General features: G+C 68.2%; 16 protein-coding genes. 8 read left to right on the forward strand and 8 right to left on the reverse strand.

Annotated elements, in window-relative coordinates; translation table 11 throughout:
- Nucleotides 1–23 precede the first annotated feature (23 nt).
- From EV650_RS35085 to EV650_RS35100, 4 genes are read right to left on the reverse strand one after another with little or no spacing between them, the layout of a single operon-like run.
- Nucleotides 24–827 (reverse strand): ABC transporter permease, encoded by an 804-nt coding sequence (locus EV650_RS35085; protein ID WP_134123446.1) that lies wholly within the window; start codon nt 825–827, stop codon nt 24–26.
- Complete coding sequence (locus EV650_RS35090; protein ID WP_134123447.1) at nt 827–1609, reverse strand: ABC transporter permease; 783 nt, start codon at nt 1607–1609, stop codon at nt 827–829. Before EV650_RS35090 ends, EV650_RS35085 begins: the two co-directional genes overlap by 1 nt.
- Nucleotides 1609–2556 carry an ABC transporter ATP-binding protein gene (locus EV650_RS35095; RefSeq protein WP_134123448.1) on the reverse strand — a complete coding sequence of 316 codons (948 nt, stop codon included), beginning with the start codon at nt 2554–2556 and terminating at the stop codon, nt 1609–1611. Before EV650_RS35095 ends, EV650_RS35090 begins: the two co-directional genes overlap by 1 nt.
- A gap of 10 nt (nt 2557–2566) precedes the next feature.
- Nucleotides 2567–3364 (reverse strand): MerR family transcriptional regulator, encoded by a 798-nt coding sequence (locus tag EV650_RS35100; protein ID WP_134123449.1) that lies wholly within the window; start codon nt 3362–3364, stop codon nt 2567–2569.
- Nucleotides 3365–3421: 57 nt separating this feature from the next.
- Between EV650_RS35100 and EV650_RS35105 the strand changes: the two genes are divergently transcribed.
- Nucleotides 3422–4669, forward strand: coding sequence for an amidohydrolase family protein (locus tag EV650_RS35105; RefSeq protein WP_134123450.1), 1248 nt, complete (start codon nt 3422–3424; stop codon nt 4667–4669).
- 172 nt (nt 4670–4841) lie between these two features.
- Here the strand turns inward: EV650_RS35105 and EV650_RS35110 are convergent, their stop codons facing one another.
- Nucleotides 4842–5570: an SDR family oxidoreductase gene (locus EV650_RS35110; protein WP_134123451.1), complete on the reverse strand. Its 729-nt coding sequence runs from the start codon at nt 5568–5570 to the stop codon at nt 4842–4844.
- A gap of 186 nt (nt 5571–5756) precedes the next feature.
- On the opposite strand from EV650_RS35110, the gene EV650_RS35115 reads away from it, so the two are divergent.
- The 6 genes from EV650_RS35115 (at nt 5757) to EV650_RS35140 (ending at nt 10684) form a co-directional block, all read left to right on the forward strand.
- Nucleotides 5757–6353, forward strand: coding sequence for a MarR family winged helix-turn-helix transcriptional regulator (locus EV650_RS35115; RefSeq protein WP_134123452.1), 597 nt, complete (start codon nt 5757–5759; stop codon nt 6351–6353).
- The gene (locus EV650_RS35120) at nt 6350–7969 is read left to right on the forward strand and encodes an MDR family MFS transporter (RefSeq protein ID WP_134123453.1); all 1620 of its coding nucleotides are present in this window, start codon (nt 6350–6352) and stop codon (nt 7967–7969) included. Before EV650_RS35115 ends, EV650_RS35120 begins: the two co-directional genes overlap by 4 nt.
- 174 nt (nt 7970–8143) lie before the next feature.
- Nucleotides 8144–8737 (forward strand): hypothetical protein, encoded by a 594-nt coding sequence (locus EV650_RS35125; RefSeq protein ID WP_134123454.1) that lies wholly within the window; start codon nt 8144–8146, stop codon nt 8735–8737.
- The gene (locus EV650_RS35130; protein ID WP_134123455.1) at nt 8734–9045 is read left to right on the forward strand and encodes a hypothetical protein; all 312 of its coding nucleotides are present in this window, start codon (nt 8734–8736) and stop codon (nt 9043–9045) included. Before EV650_RS35125 ends, EV650_RS35130 begins: the two co-directional genes overlap by 4 nt.
- A 171-nt stretch (nt 9046–9216) precedes the next feature.
- Nucleotides 9217–9798 (forward strand): hypothetical protein, encoded by a 582-nt coding sequence (locus tag EV650_RS35135; protein WP_134123456.1) that lies wholly within the window; start codon nt 9217–9219, stop codon nt 9796–9798.
- 10 nt (nt 9799–9808) lie between these two features.
- Entirely contained in the window at nt 9809–10684 is an 876-nt protein-coding gene (locus tag EV650_RS35140; RefSeq protein ID WP_134123457.1) for a hypothetical protein, read from the forward strand.
- A gap of 93 nt (nt 10685–10777) precedes the next feature.
- Here the strand turns inward: EV650_RS35140 and EV650_RS35145 are convergent, their stop codons facing one another.
- The 3 genes from EV650_RS35145 to EV650_RS35155 form a co-directional block, all read right to left on the reverse strand.
- Complete coding sequence (locus EV650_RS35145; protein WP_238174678.1) at nt 10778–12007, reverse strand: AI-2E family transporter; 1230 nt, start codon at nt 12005–12007, stop codon at nt 10778–10780.
- Between the two features lie 195 nt (nt 12008–12202).
- On the reverse strand, nt 12203–13573 hold the full coding sequence (locus EV650_RS35150) for a glutamate mutase L (RefSeq protein ID WP_134123458.1): 1371 nt from the start codon (nt 13571–13573) through the stop codon (nt 12203–12205).
- 13 nt (nt 13574–13586) lie between these two features.
- Nucleotides 13587–14741 carry a cystathionine gamma-synthase gene (locus EV650_RS35155; RefSeq protein WP_134123459.1) on the reverse strand — a complete coding sequence of 385 codons (1155 nt, stop codon included), beginning with the start codon at nt 14739–14741 and terminating at the stop codon, nt 13587–13589.
- 186 nt (nt 14742–14927) lie between these two features.
- Here EV650_RS35155 and EV650_RS35160 point away from each other — a divergent pair, with 186 nt between their 5' ends.
- Nucleotides 14928–15509 (forward strand): hypothetical protein, encoded by a 582-nt coding sequence (locus EV650_RS35160; protein ID WP_134123460.1) that lies wholly within the window; start codon nt 14928–14930, stop codon nt 15507–15509.
- Nucleotides 15510–15515: the final 6 nt, after the last annotated feature.

A 15515-nucleotide genomic window follows, 5' to 3' on the forward strand; every position in this document is an offset into this window, starting at 1 on the left:
CGCTGCGCCTCAGCGCGTTCCGATCACTTCAGCAGGAGTTTGCCGAGGCGACGGGAAGCGACGTACATGCCGAACGTGCCCATCGCCGCCAGATAGAAGGCGTGGATCAGCAGGAACCAGCTGACGTTGCCGGTGGCGAAGGCGCGTTCGAGGACGACGCCCTGGTAGAGCGGGGTGATCTCGACCAGCCAGCGGATCGCGCCCGGGTACGTCTCGACCGGGTAGAACGTGGCCGAAAACAGGAACATCGGCATGATCGCCAACTGCACGAACTCGAAGTCCTGCCAGCTCCGCATGAACGTGGTCAGCGCCATCCCCGCACCGGCGAACGCGAACCCGATCAGCACCGACGCCGGCAGCGCGAGCAGCGCCCACCACGACGAGATCAGACCCATGATCAGCATCACCAGGACGAACATCGCCGAGTAGATCGCGCCGCGCAGCAGCGCCCACGTCACCTCGCCGGTCGCCACGTCCCACGGCTTCAGCGGGGTCGCGAGCATCGAGTCGTAGAGCTTGGCGTACTTCATCCGGAAGAAGATGTTGTACGTCGAGTCGAAGATCGCACCGTTCATCGCCGAACTGGCCAGCATCGCCGGCGCCACGAATGCGGCGTACGCGATCTTGGTCCCGTCGGCCAACGTGAAGTCGCCGACCAGGTGGGCCACGCCGATGCCGATCGAGAGCAGGTAGAACACCGGCTCGAAGAACCCGGACAGGAAGACGACCCACGACCGTCGGTAGAGCAGGAAGTTCCGCTCGACGATATGTCGCCCACCACCGAGGCGGACCGGAACCGGGACAACCCGGGCTGCAATAGTTGCCATCAGCGGATCAACTTTCGGGTGAAGCCGCGGACGGCGAGCCAAGTGCCGGCGATGAACCAGGCCAGCAGGTAGACGACGTTGACGAGCGCCAGCCACGGGTTGACCGTGCCGAAGCTCAGGTTGCGGGACAGGTCGACCGCGTGCCACAGCGGACTCACGTACGCGAGCCACTCGATCCAGTTCGGCAGCTGCGAGACCGGGAAGAACGCACCGGAGAACAGGAATGCCGGGACCACGCCGAAGCGGAAGATCATCGCGAAGCCGGAGTCGTTCTCCAGGGTCGTCGCGTACGCCGCGATCGGACCGGCGACCGCCATCCCGACGAGCAGCGCGACCGGCAACCCGAGCACGCCGAGCGGCGACCTCAGCCCGCCGAACAACGTGATGATCACCAGGAACACCGCACACGAGCTCAGCACCCGAAACGCGATGAACGCGAGCTGCCCGTAGACAACATCCGCCGGCCGCAGCGGCGTCGCGATCATCGAGTGGTAGAACTTCTGCCACTTCAGCCCGGACATCACCGGGTATGTCGACTCACCGACCGCGATCTGCATAGCGGTCGAGGCCAGCAGCCCAGGCGCGATGAATTGCAGGTAGCTGACCCCACCGAGCGCGCCTGTCCCGTTGCTGTCGACGAACGAGCCGAGCCCGATCCCCATCGCGGCCAGGTAGAGCATCGGCAGCAGGAAGCTGCTGATCATCGTGCCCTTCCAGGTCCGCTTGTAGACGGTCAGCCAGTAGTCGAACATCCGGCGACCGTTCTCAACGGCAAGTGCCATCAGTCCACCAACGTCCGGCCGGTGAGGCGGAGGAACACGTCCTCCAAGGTGGAGCGACGTACCAGCACAGCGGCAGGTTGGAGGCCGCGCTCGTGTACGGCGGCGACCGCGCGCTCGCCGTCGTCGGTGTAGAGCAGCAGACGGTCCGGCAGTACTTCGATGCGCTGGGCAAGATCCTCGACCTTGCCGGCCAGGGCGTCGTGATCGGCAAGCATCACGTCCGGCCCGAACCGCAGCTCGGTCACCTCGCGGGTCGAGTAGTCCCGGATCAGTTCCGCCGGCGAACCCTCGGCCGCGATCAGGCCGCCGTCCATCACCACGAGCCGGTCGCAGAGCTGCTCGGCCTCGTCCATGTAGTGGGTGGTGATGATCAGCGTCACGCCGGCCTGTTTGAGCCGGAACAGCTTGTCCCACAACAGATGCCGGGCCTGCGGGTCGAGACCGGTTGTCGGCTCGTCGAGGAGGAGCAGGTCGGGCTTGCTGACCAGCGACCGCGCGATCGTCAGCCGGCGCTTCATGCCGCCGGACAGCTCGTCGACCTTGACCTTCGCCTTCTCGGTCAGCGCGACGAACTCGAGCAGCTCGTCCGCCCGGAGCCGGCACTCCGCCCGGCTGAGTCCGAAGTACCGTCCGTAGATCGTGAGGTTCTCCCGGACGGTCAGCTCGGTGTCCAGGGTGTCGTCCTGCGGGCAGACACCCAGCCGGGCGCGGATCGACGGGCCGTCGGTGGCCGGGTCCAGGCCGAGGATCCGCAGCGTGCCGCCGCTGGCCGGGGAGACCGCGCCGATCATCCGCATCGTCGACGACTTGCCGGCGCCGTTCGGCCCGAGGAAGCCGAACGCCTCGCCCTTCCATACGTCCAGGTCGATCCCGCGCACCGCCTCGAAGTCGCCGTACGACTTCCGCAGGTCGCGAACATGAACCAGAGACTCCCGCTGCTCACTCACCTGCCCGACACTAGACGGACCTCCGGACAGTTTTCTTGTCGTTTTGGGCGAATCCGAGCCGCTGCACCGCGTACGCCCTGATCGCGACCGCCAGCCACTCGGGCAGTTCCTCGTCCACGGACGCGATGATCGAGCGCTGATCCGCGTTGTCGAGGATCAGATCACCGAGCGCGTAGTACGTCGCGGGAGTCGCCGGCCAGAGCTGCAGTACGCCGTCGTAGTGCTGCTCCGTCAGCTCGAGCGCCTCGGCAGAGTCCGGCCGTACGCCGCGGTCGCGCGCAGCTGCCATCCGCAACAGCAGCCGGCGCCCCTCGTCACCCATCCGCTCGTAGTCCTCCCGCGTCCAGCCGTCCGTCGCCCGGACCGCCTTCTCGAACCCCTCGGCCGCGGCCACACCAAACCGGTCGGCCAGATCGTCCCGCAAGCGAGACCGAGCCTGCGACAGCCCGGCAAAGAACTCGTCGTCGGTCACGGTCTCGTCGCCGGACAGCCCAGCGATCGTTCGGTCGACGGCGCCGAGGATGTCGTCCAGGCGCCGCCGCTCCTGCAGCAACTGCGCGCGATGGTCCTGCAACGCGCTGACCTCGTCGTCCTGCTCGTCCAGGATCCGCGCGATCGCCGGCAGCGGTACGCCGAGCTCGCGAAGCAGCAGAATCCGTTGCAGGCGGAGCAATTCGGGCCGGCCGTAGTACCGGTAGCCGTTCGGGGCGACCCGACCGGGTGGGAGCAGGCCGATCGAGTCGTAGTGGCGCAGGGTCCGCACCGAGACACCGGCGAGCCGGGCGACCTCGCTGACCGTGCGCTCCACGACACCTCCGAATTCGGGTTGGACTATGACGTTACGTCACCCTTTAGCGTCCGCAGCATGTCCTTCACCATCCTTCACACCCAACTGGTCGACCGAGGCAAGGCGCTGACCGCCGACTGCCTGCGGATCGCAGCCGGTCGCATCACGGCGATCGGCGGCCCGGAGATCGCACAGCCGGGTGACCAGCGGATCGACGGGGCGGGCTCCACCGTGCTCCCCGGCCTGATCGACTCGCACGTCCACCTCGCGCCAGGGTCCACCCAGCTGGCAGCGACGTTCGGCGTGACCACGCTGATCGACCAGTTCAGCATGCCTGAGGTGATCGATGCCGAGCGGGCACTCGGATCCGACTTCCGTACGTCGAGCATCGGCGCGACCGCTCCGGGCGGTCACCCGACGATCGCGTTCCCGCCATTCCCTTACGTCACGGGCCCGGACGATGCCAAGCAGTTCGTCGCCGACCGGATCGCTGAGGGCGCGGACCACCTCAAGCTGATCTACGACAACAGTCTGGCACTCCCCACACTGGCCGCCGACACGGTACGGGCGCTGTCCGACGAAGCTCACGCGCACGGGCTCACGGTGGTCGCGCATGTGTCGAGCGCGGCTGCTGCGGTCACGGTCGCCGCCTGCGGGATCGACGTACTCGCGCACGCGCCGTCCGACCTCATGACTGCGCAGGACATAGAAGCCGTCGCCGGCGTGGCGGTGATCGCGACGCTGGACATCGTCGACGGATTCAGCGGGCCGTCCGCGCGGTTGCCGTTGCTGGACGAGGCTGAGTTGATGGCTCGGATGCCTGCACGATGGCGGCGCGTGCTGGACCGGCAGTCGCGTCGTTGGATGCCGCCACAACCACCGGACGGTGCTGCAGCCCGGGCGAACACGCTGGCGTTGCTGCAGGCCGGCGTACCTGTACTGGCAGGGACAGACGCACCAAACCCCGGCCTGGTCTTCGGAGCGTCATTGCACCGAGAGCTGGGTCATTTGGTGCGTGCCGGGTTCACTCCGGCAGAGGCGATCGCGGCTGCGACCAGTGCGCCCGCTGAGGTCTTCAGACTCGCAGACCGCGGTCGGCTCACGGTCGGCGCGCGAGCCGACCTCGTGCTGGTGGACGGCGATCCCCTCGCCGACATCGCCGCCACTCAGCGGGTACGCCGTACGTGGGTCGCCGGCGAAGTCGTCGTACCAGCGGACTACGCAGGCAGCGAGACGGAGCTGGCCGGAGTGCGGTTCCTCGGCGAAACGACCGCCCGGATCGTCGCTGCACTGAAGGAGCAGTGGCCCGACTTCCCAGTGACGTGATCGCCCTCTCGCGTGTCCGGCCAGCCTGATTCCAACCAGCCCCAATCCCGATGCGCGCCTCGATCCATCTGCAGCTCGACAGTACGTATATGCCCACTGCCTCGCGGTTCAGGCAATCCTCAGGCGTGCGGTTGAACGCAGTAGACATATACGTACTGTCGAGCTGCATTGGTCAACCGCGGCCGACGTACGGCATGCCTGCGGCCATCACGGTCATTGTCGGAACCGCGACCGAGGTCGGGAGCTGGGCGATCTGGACGACGAAGTTCGCGACGATCTTCGGGTCGAAGGTCGGCTCGGCGGCGATCGAGCCGTCCGGTTGGAGCACGCCCTGCTCCATCCGGGCGGTCATCGCGGTCGCGGCGTTCCCGATGTCGATCTGGCAGGCGGTGATGCCGTGCGGCCGGCCCTCCAGCTCGAGGCCCTTGGTCAGGCCGCTGATCGCGTGCTTGCTCGCGGTGTACGCGATCCCCTGCGGCCGCGGTACGTGCGCCGAGATCGACCCATTGTTGATGATCCGCCCACCCTTGGGGTCCTGGCGCAGCATCAGGTCGAACGCAGCCTGCGCACACAGGAACGACCCGGTCAGGTTGGTGTCCACCACCCGCCGCCAGTCCTCCTCCCGCACGTCCGGAACGGCCGCGGCCGGCGACCCGGTCCCTGCGTTGTTCACCAGTACGTCGACCCGCTCGAGCCCACCGAAGAACGCCCGTACCGCGGCCCCGTCAGCCACATCCAGTACTGCGAACTGCACTCGACCGCCCCCGAGCTCGACCGTCTCCCGCAGCTTCTCCTCGGTCCGACCAGTCACCCACACGTCGAACCCGGCCGCCGCCAGAGCCAGCGCCATCTCCCGCCCGAGCCCCGACCCACCACCGGTCACCACTGCCAGTTGCGTCATCCCGGCAAAGTACGCCGCACACTCCGCGTCACAAAACACCCCCGTCCGCCGTCGAATGAGTGAAGGCAGTTGCGTTTCGCTGCGGACAGTGACCATTCGGCGACCGAGAGCAAATGAGTGGCGGCTCACTTGAACACCTTGGAAACTCATTTGCGTGTATCACGCAAGCATGTATATGCTTGCAGCATGCAAGTAAACGACGCGTACACACCGCAGACCCCCATCGAGGGCGTCATGCACGCGTTTACCAGGATCGGACGCCGGCTGAAGGCCAAGCAGCCCGGCGACACGATCGACCACAGCGCCCACATCGTGCTGTTCGTGCTGCGGTGCAGTGGCGCATTGCGGCTGTCCGACCTGGCCGCGCGGATGGAGCTCGACGCCTCGACCGCCAGCCGCCATGTCCGGTCCCTGGAGCAACTCGGCCTGGTCCGCCGCTCCCCCGACCCCGACGACGGCCGGGCCTTCCGGGTCGAGCTGACCGACGAGGGCATCGAGCAGTGGGAAGCCAGCGCCCGGCACCGGATGGAGCTGCTGAGCGCGGCGATGGAGGGCTGGAGCGAGGACGACGTGCTGACCTTCGAGCGGCTGATGACCCGGTTCGCCGACGGCGTCGCCGCCCTGACCGACGTCCCGCCGCACGCCGCCTGGGCCGACAAGGGCTGGGCCGCGGTCGCACCGCGACTGCGTCCGGCCGATCGCAGTACCGACAAAGACTCCGCGGCCGGCAGTGATCCTGCCGCCCGCGAGAACACCGACAAGAACCTGGAGAGCACCAGATGAGCACCACAGAGCCTGCCACCGCCGGCGGCGCTGCGCCTGATAGCGGTCCTAGCTACCTGTCCCACAAGCAGATCCTGGTCATCCTCGGCGGCCTGATGGCCGGCATGTTCCTGGCCGCACTGGACCAGAGCATCGTCGGCACGGCGCTGCCTCGGATCGTCAGCGAGTTCAACAGCCTCGACAAGTTGTCCTGGGTGGTCACGGCGTACCTGCTGACCTCGACCGCCTCGACTCCGTTGTGGGGCAAGATTTCCGACCTCTACGGCCGTCGCCCACTGTTCATCGCGGCGATCGTCACCTTCCTCGGCGGCTCGGTGCTGTCCGCGCTGTCGCAGAACATCGAGCAGCTGATCGGCTTCCGCGCCGTCCAGGGTCTGGGCGCCGGCGGTCTGATGTCACTGGCCTTCGCCACCATCGGCGACGTGATCCCGCCGCGCGAGCGCGGTAAGTACATGGGGTACTTCGGCGCCGTCTTCGGCCTGTCCTCGGTGGCCGGCCCGCTGCTCGGCGGTCTGCTCACCGACGGTCCCGGCTGGCGCTGGATCTTCTGGATCAACGTGCCGATCGGCCTGGTTGCCCTGGGCATCGTTGCCGCCGTACTGAAGCTGCCGCACGTGAAGCGTTCGCACAAGATCGACTACCTCGGCGCCTCCACGGTCGCCGCGGCCGTCACCTCGCTGCTGCTGGCCGTCTCCTGGAGCGGCCCGTCCAACGGCTGGGGCAACGGGACCACGCTGGCGCTGCTGATCGGCGCCGTCGTCCTCGCCGTCGCCTTCGTCCTGATCGAGCTGCGGGTGTCCGAGCCGATCATCCCGATGGACCTGTTCAAGGGCCGGATCTTCTCCGGGTACGCCGGGTACGCGTTCCTGCTCGGGTTCGCGATGTTCGGTGCGCTGATCTTCCTCCCGCTGTACCTGCAGGCGGTCAAGGACCTGTCGCCGACCCGCTCCGGCCTGGCGTTGCTGCCGATGATCGTCGGTATCTTCTCCGCGTCGATCCCGAGCGGCCAGATGATGAGCAAGAGCGGCCGGTACAAGCACTTCCCGATCATCTCCGCGGTCCTGGTCGGCGGCGCCATGGTGCTGCTGTCCACGCTGAGCCTGACCACGCCGTACTGGCAGCTGGCGATCTACATGTTCGTGATGGGCGCCGGTCTGGGTCTGTCGATGCAGATCACCGTCACCGCGGCACAGAACAGCGTGCCCCGGCAGCACATGGGCACCGCGACGTCGACGATGACCTTCTTCCGCTCGATGGGTGGCGCGATCGGTACGGCGGTCTACGGCGCCGTACTGACCACCCGGCTGAAGACGCACCTGTCCGACATCGTTCCGAACGCCACGCAGTCGATGGTCGACGGACTGGCCAAGGCGGCGAACAGCGTCCAGGCGCTGCACGGGCTGAAGGAGCCGCTGAAGGGCTTCGCCCTGCACGGGCTGGTCGACGCGATGGACGACGTGTTCCTGGTCTCCCTGCCGTTCCTGGCGATCGCGCTGATCCTGGCGATCATCACGCCGGAGCAGCGGCTGGCCGGCCGCAACGAGGGCCCGAAGGCCGAGGGTGAGGGCGAGGGCGACGAGTCGCTCGAGTCCTCCGCCGCGGCTGCGATGCACTGAGGGTTATCGCACTGAGACCAAACTCCGGTTGACCTACCCGACAGCCGCCCTGGGAAGCTTCCCAGGGCGGCTGTTCTTCTGTCATACCCGAGACGAACGCGCCGCCTGACCCCACCGGGGCCGTAGCTTCGACTGCAGAGTGTGACTACCGCGAGGACAGGACAGCTTTCACGGATGAAGACTCTTGATCGGCCGTTGGACGACGACGACCACGCGATGGCGGACCTCGCCGAGGTCCGCGACTGGCGACGCCTCGGTGGCCCGCAGACGGGCAGCACCGGTCCGGTGCCGGTTCGCCGGCTGATCCGCCGGGTCAAGTCGGCGACCAACTGGAAGCCGTGGCCGATCAACCGCCGAACGGTGATCGACGAGCAGCTGGACGGCTGGGGCTTCCTGACCCGGCGCAACACCGAGCTCGCGGTGTACGACGACCAGGTGCTGCCGCACAGCCCGTTCAGCGGCTGGGTCGCGTTCGCGATCGAGCCGGTGGACATCGAGGCCGCGGCCGCCGGACTCGACGAGCACTGGCCGGAAAAATTTGACCTGGCCTGCCGGCACTGGGGACAGCCGGCGTACGTCGGAGTAGAGAGCAAGACCGGATTCGTCGACGACTGGGCCCCCGGTGCCGGAGTCGATCGACGCCATCTGGCTGTGTGGACACCGCCCGGTGCGGAGATCCACCTGTACAGCAACAAGCCGACCCGGAAGCCGCTCTCCGTCTCGGTAGGAATCAACTACACGGTCTACCTCAACGAGGAGGGGACATGAGGACACCACAACACGCCGCCCGCGAACAGCAACGGGACTCGATGTTCGCCAACGCAGGAACCCCGGCGCCCACCGGAGCCGTTAGCAGCACCGTGTCGGACGCATCGCTCACTGCGCTCCGGCACGACCGCCTCGCAGCAGCCGGTGGACCGGCTGCGACCCAGTCGCCGCAGCTGGACCCGAGCCTCCGGGCCGGACTGCTGCCGCCGGGCGAACCTCGCGCAGCCGGCGACGCCGGTGCGCGACGACAAACCGGAGGCGCAACGCCGACCCAGCGCGGCACCGACCGGGGACCGGGTGGTCGGTAGACAGGTCCACGCAGTACGCCGGCACGCACGGAGAACGTGCCGCCGGCGGAGACCAATTCGGTCTCCGAGCAACTTATCCACAGGCGGCCGAACGGCCGTTGTTGATGACCCTGACGGCAATCTACGCTGACCGGCGACGGCTTGAGCAGCGATGGAAGGAACGAGCCCCGAATGAAGACGCAGGACAGGCCGCTCCAGGAGGATGACGTGGCGCTGGCGGACCTCGCCGCGATCACCGACTGGACACCGATCGCCGGTCCGGACTCGGACAACACCGGTCTGGCCACCATCAAGGGCATCGTCGAGCGGGTCACCGCTGTGACCGACTGGACGCCTTGGCCGCTCAGGACGCCCGACGACGTCGGCCCGCACAGTGCCGGCTGGGGCTTCACCACGCCGCGCGGCAGCACGATCGTCGTGTACGACGCGATGGCGTTCGCCGATGCCCGCAACTCCGGCTGGTCGGCGTTCGAGATCGGTCCGGACGACCTTGCCGAGGCCGAGGCCGGCCTGGACGCGCACTGGCCGGAGCACCTGGAGCTCACCCGCAAGCACTTCGGTGAGCCCACCTACGTGGGCGACCACAACGACCCGGACTTCGAAGACGCCTGGGCCCCCGGAGCAGCAGCCGACAAGCGCCACCTGGCCGTGTGGGTGCGGCCTGGCGCGGAGCTCCGTCTCTTCAGCGACAGGCCGACAGCGGAGCCGCTGACCGAGGCCGTCTGTGTCAACTACGCGGTTTACATCAACTAGGAGTTCAGATATGGCAGAGCCATCCGCCACGCCGAACCTGGACCGGCTGAGGAACGAGATGAACCCTCAGCAGCGGGCCAACTTCGACAAGATGCTCAATCATCAGCCGCGGCTGAAGAAGATGTTCAACGCGACGATGAGGACGGCCACGCAGGCATGGGAATCCCAGCCCAGCATCCGTGTCCGACTCGCCGCCATGGCCGTCGGCGACGTGACCCGGACCGGCGCGGGCGCCGTCGGGACCGCGGCCCGTGCCACCCAGACCGCCGTGATGAACCCTGGCCAGACGTACAACAATGCTAGGGACGCCGGCGGTCGCGCGGTCAACGCATCGCTGGACGCCGGCGGCAGGGCGCTCACGGCAACCGGCCGTGGAATCGCAGCCGGCACCGCTGCAACCGGGCGTGGCATTGCAGCAGGCACCGCCGCAACCGGGCGCGGCATCGCGGCCGGAGCCGCGGCAACTGGGCGCGGCATCGCGAATTCCAGGGCCGGCCGCTGGGTCTCCGACACCTGGAGCCGGGGCACCGCGGCAGCCGAGGCCGGTCGGCGGGCCTTCAACGAAGGCCGCGCGAACCCGGCCACACCGAGCGTGTCGGCCCAGGACCGGCTCGATCTTTCGGACCGCGCGGTGGCCGTCGTCACGGCACAGACGCCGGAAGACCGGCTGGCCGCCACCCAGGCCCTGATCACCCAGCTTCAGGCGCAGATCGACAAGAGCAACAACGCCGGGTTCGGCAACGCGCAGGCGCCGGCCGCCCAGGCTGTTCAGGCATCGGCGGCCACCACCGGTCCGCAACAGGGCACCCAGCAGGGCGCACAGCAGGGCGAGCGCGCCCAGCAGCCCGACAACAAGAAGGGCGTCAACGGCGGCGTCCAGCGCTGACCCTCGCCGTGGTGTGGTGAGACACCTTGCGGCGTCCTGGGACCTGGTAGCTCAGGTCTCAGGGCGCCGTTTCTTGTCTCCGGTCCCCGCTTCTCAGTCCTCCGTTGGGACTGGGCGGGGGCGGCGTCTGGGGAGGGGGCGTGGGGGTTCGGGGTCTGGGTCGTTGCCGGCCAGGTGGTTGACGACGGCATTGAGTACGGCGGCGGTGGGGACGGCTACCAGGGCGCCGACGATGCCGGCGATGACCACGCCGGTGGCGATGGAGAGGATGACGGCCAGCGGGTGCACGCTGACCGCGCGGCCGAGGAGGAACGGCTGCAGGACGTGGGCCTCCAGTTGCTGTACGCCGATCACGACCGCGAGCATGACGATCGCGACAATGGGGCCCTTGGCAACCAACGCGACGAGGACGGCGACCACGCCGCTGACCAGGGCGCCGACGACCGGGATGAACGCGCCGACGAAGACCAGGATGCCGATCGCGCTGACCAGCGGCAGGCCGAGGATCGCGGCGCCCAGAGAGATACCGATCGCATCCACGGCGGCGACCATGATCGTCGCGCGGACGAACGCGGTCAGCGAGACCCAGGCCCTCCGCCCGGACGAGTCTGCCTTGCCCCGCGCCCGGCGGGGGAACAAGCGAACCAGCCACGCCCAGATCTGCTCGCCCTGGTAGAGGAAGAAGAACAAGCAGAACAACGAGATGAACAGGCCCGCGACGACGTGCGTCGCCGTCGTACCGACTGCTGCCGCCTGCTGACCGAGCGCCCCGCCGGAGGTGATCTGCTTGCGCAGGGTGTTGATGGCGTTGGTGACATCCTGGTCGGTGAGGCCGAAGTTGATCCGGCCCAGCTCGCGCAGCTTCTGCACACCTTCGCCGACCTGGGTCGACAGGCTGTCGAACTGACCGGCGATCTGGGTGCCGACCAGCGTGAGTAGGCCTGCCACCACCACAACGGTGGCGAACACGGTGATGCCGGCCGCGGCACCACGTGGCAGGCGAAGCTTCTGCAGGCCGTTGGTGATCGGCACGAGCAAGGCAGTGAGCAAGATGCCGACAGTCACCGGTATGACGACTTCGGACAGGTACTGCATCGCGAAGCCGATCACGACCACAGCGCCCACGACCACCAGGAACCGCCAGGCCCACGAGCTGGCGATGTACATCCCCTTGGTCACGCCGGCGTCGTCGACCGGCGCCGATCCCGAGTCCTGGTCCGATCCCGAGGTCTCCTCGAGCACCTGGTTGTCCGCCACCGGACTCTCGGCGTTGTCCCCCTCCGATTGAGAGACCTCAGTGCCGTCCCGCCCCGCCTCGCTCATCACACCTCCGCAGCTAGTGTCCCGTAAGCGATGTGGCTTGAACGATAGCGGTGTTCAGGTGCGTGCATCGCGGTGCTTGGTCAGTGGCCTCGATGCGGAGCATCGTGGGCGCTGGGCAAGTGCCGCGAGGTGCGTGCCTGGGCGCCGATAGCGTCAAGCCACATCGCTTACGGGACACTAGGCTTGCTGCTGAGACTAGTGCCCGGAGATCCCGGTTCCATGAATGTGAGCGGCCAACCCCTCGGCCGTCTTCGGCTCGTCGTCGGCCAGCAGACCGACGGCGGCCAGCACGTAGTCCGCGTCCACGCACACTTCCGCGCGCTGCGGGACGAGCCAGCCCTCCTCCTGCGCGTTCGTGCCGATCGAGCCGAGGATCCGGGCGGCGACCTCCGGCGGGTTGTGCCGCAGCACTCCCCCGGACCCGACCAGCAGGTCGACCTCGCGCAGGTCCTTGCCCGATCGCTCGATCACCCGGCCGCCAGGTCCGAACACGATCCGCTGCCGGCCAGCATGCCGTCTGAGCGCAACCGTCGCCGCCACACTCGCCAACGTCTCGTCGTACGCCTTCTCCCTGTCGCTGTCGGGCAGGTACGCCGGATCGTCGCGCCGGCGGACCGCTGCCGCACGCAACCCGTCCCCGTCCCCGACCAAGCCCGCCTCGATGCCCGCGGCGACGACCGGTACGGCGCTCCAGCGCATGCCGAGATCGCCTTCGACGGTGCGGGTGACCGGGTGGGTGGCGACGACCTCGCGGCCGAGGTTCGCGTCCTCTGGGTCGAGTTCGATCACCGAGTGGACGTCGGTGGTCGCGCCACCGATGTCCACGACCGCCACGTCCCCGTGCAACCCGGCCAGCACCTCGACACCCCGCAGTACGACGTCCGGCGTCGCGGCGCGGACCATGCTGGCGAACGACGGGTCGCGGGACAGGTTCTTGCCGCCGATCACGTGGGACAGGAACATCTCGCGGATCGCGGCCCGGGCACTGTCCGGGGCGAACACGCCGATCTCGGGGACGACGTTGTCCGCCAGCACATGCGGTACGCCGGCGTCGGTCAAGGTGGCTGTGATCTCGGCCTGCGCGTCGATGTTGCCCGCGACAACGACCGGTTTCCGCCACTGGTACTTCGCCAGTGTGATGGCGGCCTTCAGGAGAACCGCGGAGTTGCCGCCGTCCGTCCCGCCGAGCAGGAGGACGACATCAGGGCGATCCTTGCGGAGCTCCTTCTGACTGGTTGCCGTCAGCCCACCGTTGACGACGGCAACCACCCGTCCGCCGCTGGACAACGCGACCCGCTTCCCGGCCTCCGCGGTCACGAGCTCTTCGTTGCCCACGACACCGATCCGCAGCCCGCCGCCCGCACTCGAACAGGCCAACACCTCAGCGTTCTTCACACCACGATCGGCGTCTTCGAGTACGACGCGACAGGCATGCCACCCATCCATCACGTCGGTGTCGATCGTCGTACGGTGCTCGGCCCGGGCAACCAGGTCACCCGAGCCGATATCAACCGCCACTGCCTTCGTGAACGTCGACCCGAAGTCAACGGCGACCACCAGGCTCACAAGCACTCCCCGCTCAGGACAGTGCGTGGTCCAGGTCTTCGAGGAGGTCGTCCGCGGTCTCGATGCCGACGCTGAGCCGGATGAGGTCGGCGGGGACCTCGAGCGGGGTGCCGGCGACCGAGGCGTGGGTCATCTTGCCGGGGTGCTCGATCAGGGACTCGACGCCGCCGAGGGACTCGCCGAGGGTGAAGACCTCGGCCTTGTTGCAGATGTCCACGGCGTGCTGCTCGCCGCCGGTGACGCGGAAGCTGACAATCCCGCCGTACCGCTTCATCTGCTTGGCGGCGGTCTCGTGACCGGGGTGCCCGTCGAGGCCCGGGTACAGCACCTGGTTGACGGACTTGTGCCGCTGGAGGAACTCGACGACCTTCTCGGCGTTGTCGCTGTGCCGGTCCATCCGGACGCCGAGCGTCTTGATGCCGCGCAGTACCAGCCAGGCGTCGAACGGGCCGGCGACCGCGCCGATCGCGTTCTGGTGGAAGGCGATCGTCTCGGCCAGCTCGGCGTCGCGGACGATGAGCGCGCCACCGACCACGTCCGAGTGCCCACCCATGTACTTCGTGGTTGAGTGCACGACCACGTCCGCGCCGAGCTCCAGCGGCTGCTGCAGGTACGGCGAGGCGAACGTGTTGTCGACCACCAGCAGGGCGCCGGCGTCGTGCGCGAGCTGGGCGATGATGGCGATATCCGCGACGTTCAGCAGCGGGTTGGTCGGGGTCTCCAGCCAGACGACCTTGGTCTTGCCCGGGCGGATCGCGGCCCGGATCGCCTCCGGGTGGGTGACGGCGGCCGGCGTCATGTCGACGCCCCAGGTGCCGAGCACCTTGGAGAACAGCCGGAAGGTGCCGCCGTACGCGTCGTCGGGGAACACCACGTGGTCACCCGGCACGCACAGCGAGCGGATCAGGGTGTCCTCGGCCGCGAGGCCGCTGGCGAACGCGAACCCGCGGTTGCCCGCCTCGATCGCGGCCAGGCACTCCTCCAAGGCGGTCCGGGTCGGGTTCGCCGAACGGGAGTACTCGTACCCGTTGCGCAGCCCGCCGACGCCGTCCTGCTTATAGGTGCTCGTGGCATAGATCGGCGGGACCACCGAACCGGTGGTCGGGTCGGGCTCGTTTCCGGCGTGGATGGCGAGCGTCTCGAAGCCGTAGTGGTGTTCCGTGTTCACCGGACCAGCGTACGGCCTGGTCTGATCCGGCCGTGCAGGCCGTCCACAGCTGAGACGATCCGATGGATCCAAGTTGTCCACAGGCGCGTCGAACCGGCTGGCGAATGACCCACTTCGCCGCCTACGGTTGCGGTCAGTGGTTACCGCCGGGGACAAGCAGGCGAGCAGGAAGGACGACGGCGCCGGATGAAGACGCAGGAAAGGCCGCTTCACCAGGACGACCTGGCGATGGCGGACCTCGCCGAGATCCCGGACTGGGGCGTGATTGCAGGCCCGGACGGCGACGAGGCCGGTCCGGAGGTCGTACGCGCCCTGGTGCACCGGGTGATGCGTCAGACGTCCTGGCAGCCGTGGCCGCTACGGGCCGGCGAGCTGATCGGCGCGGAGATGGTCTCGTGGGGTTTCATCACCCGGCGCGGGACGACCATGATCGTGTTCGACGGGCTCGCGTTCCCGGACTGCCCGGACAGCGGCTGGTCGGCGTACGAGATCGGTCCGGACGACGTCGCCGCCGCCGAGGCCGGGCTGGACGAGCACTGGCCGGACCACCTCTCGCTCGCGACCAGGCACTGGGGTCGGCCGGACTACCTCGGTGACGAGGGCAGCCCGACGTTCGCCGACGAGTGGGAGCCCGGCGCAGGTATCGGCCGCCGGCACCTGGCCGTCTGGCTGCGCCCGGGCGCCCAGATCCATCTGTACAGCACCAAGCCCACCAAGGACCCGCTGACGACCGCGGTCGGGGTCAACTACGCCGTGTACATCGACTAGGAGACC

This window comes from Kribbella kalugense, from assembly GCF_004365875.1.
Lineage (GTDB): Bacteria > Actinomycetota > Actinomycetes > Propionibacteriales > Kribbellaceae > Kribbella > Kribbella kalugense.

Bases quoted from the DNA above. Each gene is read 5' to 3' on its own strand.
- EV650_RS35090 (WP_134123447.1), bottom strand. From the start codon at position 1,609: ATGGCACTTGCCGTTGAGAACGGTCGCCGGATGTTCGACTACTGGCTG.
- EV650_RS35085 (WP_134123446.1), bottom strand. From the start codon at position 827: ATGGCAACTATTGCAGCCCGGGTTGTCCCGGTTCCGGTCCGCCTCGGT.
- EV650_RS35140 (WP_134123457.1), top strand. From the start codon at position 9,809: ATGGCAGAGCCATCCGCCACGCCGAACCTGGACCGGCTGAGGAACGAG.
- EV650_RS35125 (WP_134123454.1), top strand. From the start codon at position 8,144: ATGAAGACTCTTGATCGGCCGTTGGACGACGACGACCACGCGATGGCG.
- EV650_RS35135 (WP_134123456.1), top strand. From the start codon at position 9,217: ATGAAGACGCAGGACAGGCCGCTCCAGGAGGATGACGTGGCGCTGGCG.
- EV650_RS35160 (WP_134123460.1), top strand. From the start codon at position 14,928: ATGAAGACGCAGGAAAGGCCGCTTCACCAGGACGACCTGGCGATGGCG.
- EV650_RS35110 (WP_134123451.1), bottom strand. From the start codon at position 5,570: ATGACGCAACTGGCAGTGGTGACCGGTGGTGGGTCGGGGCTCGGGCGG.
- EV650_RS35130 (WP_134123455.1), top strand. From the start codon at position 8,734: ATGAGGACACCACAACACGCCGCCCGCGAACAGCAACGGGACTCGATG.
- EV650_RS35105 (WP_134123450.1), top strand. From the start codon at position 3,422: ATGTCCTTCACCATCCTTCACACCCAACTGGTCGACCGAGGCAAGGCG.
- EV650_RS35145 (WP_238174678.1), bottom strand. From the start codon at position 12,007: ATGAGCGAGGCGGGGCGGGACGGCACTGAGGTCTCTCAATCGGAGGGG.
- EV650_RS35120 (WP_134123453.1), top strand. From the start codon at position 6,350: ATGAGCACCACAGAGCCTGCCACCGCCGGCGGCGCTGCGCCTGATAGC.
- EV650_RS35115 (WP_134123452.1), top strand. From the start codon at position 5,757: ATGCAAGTAAACGACGCGTACACACCGCAGACCCCCATCGAGGGCGTC.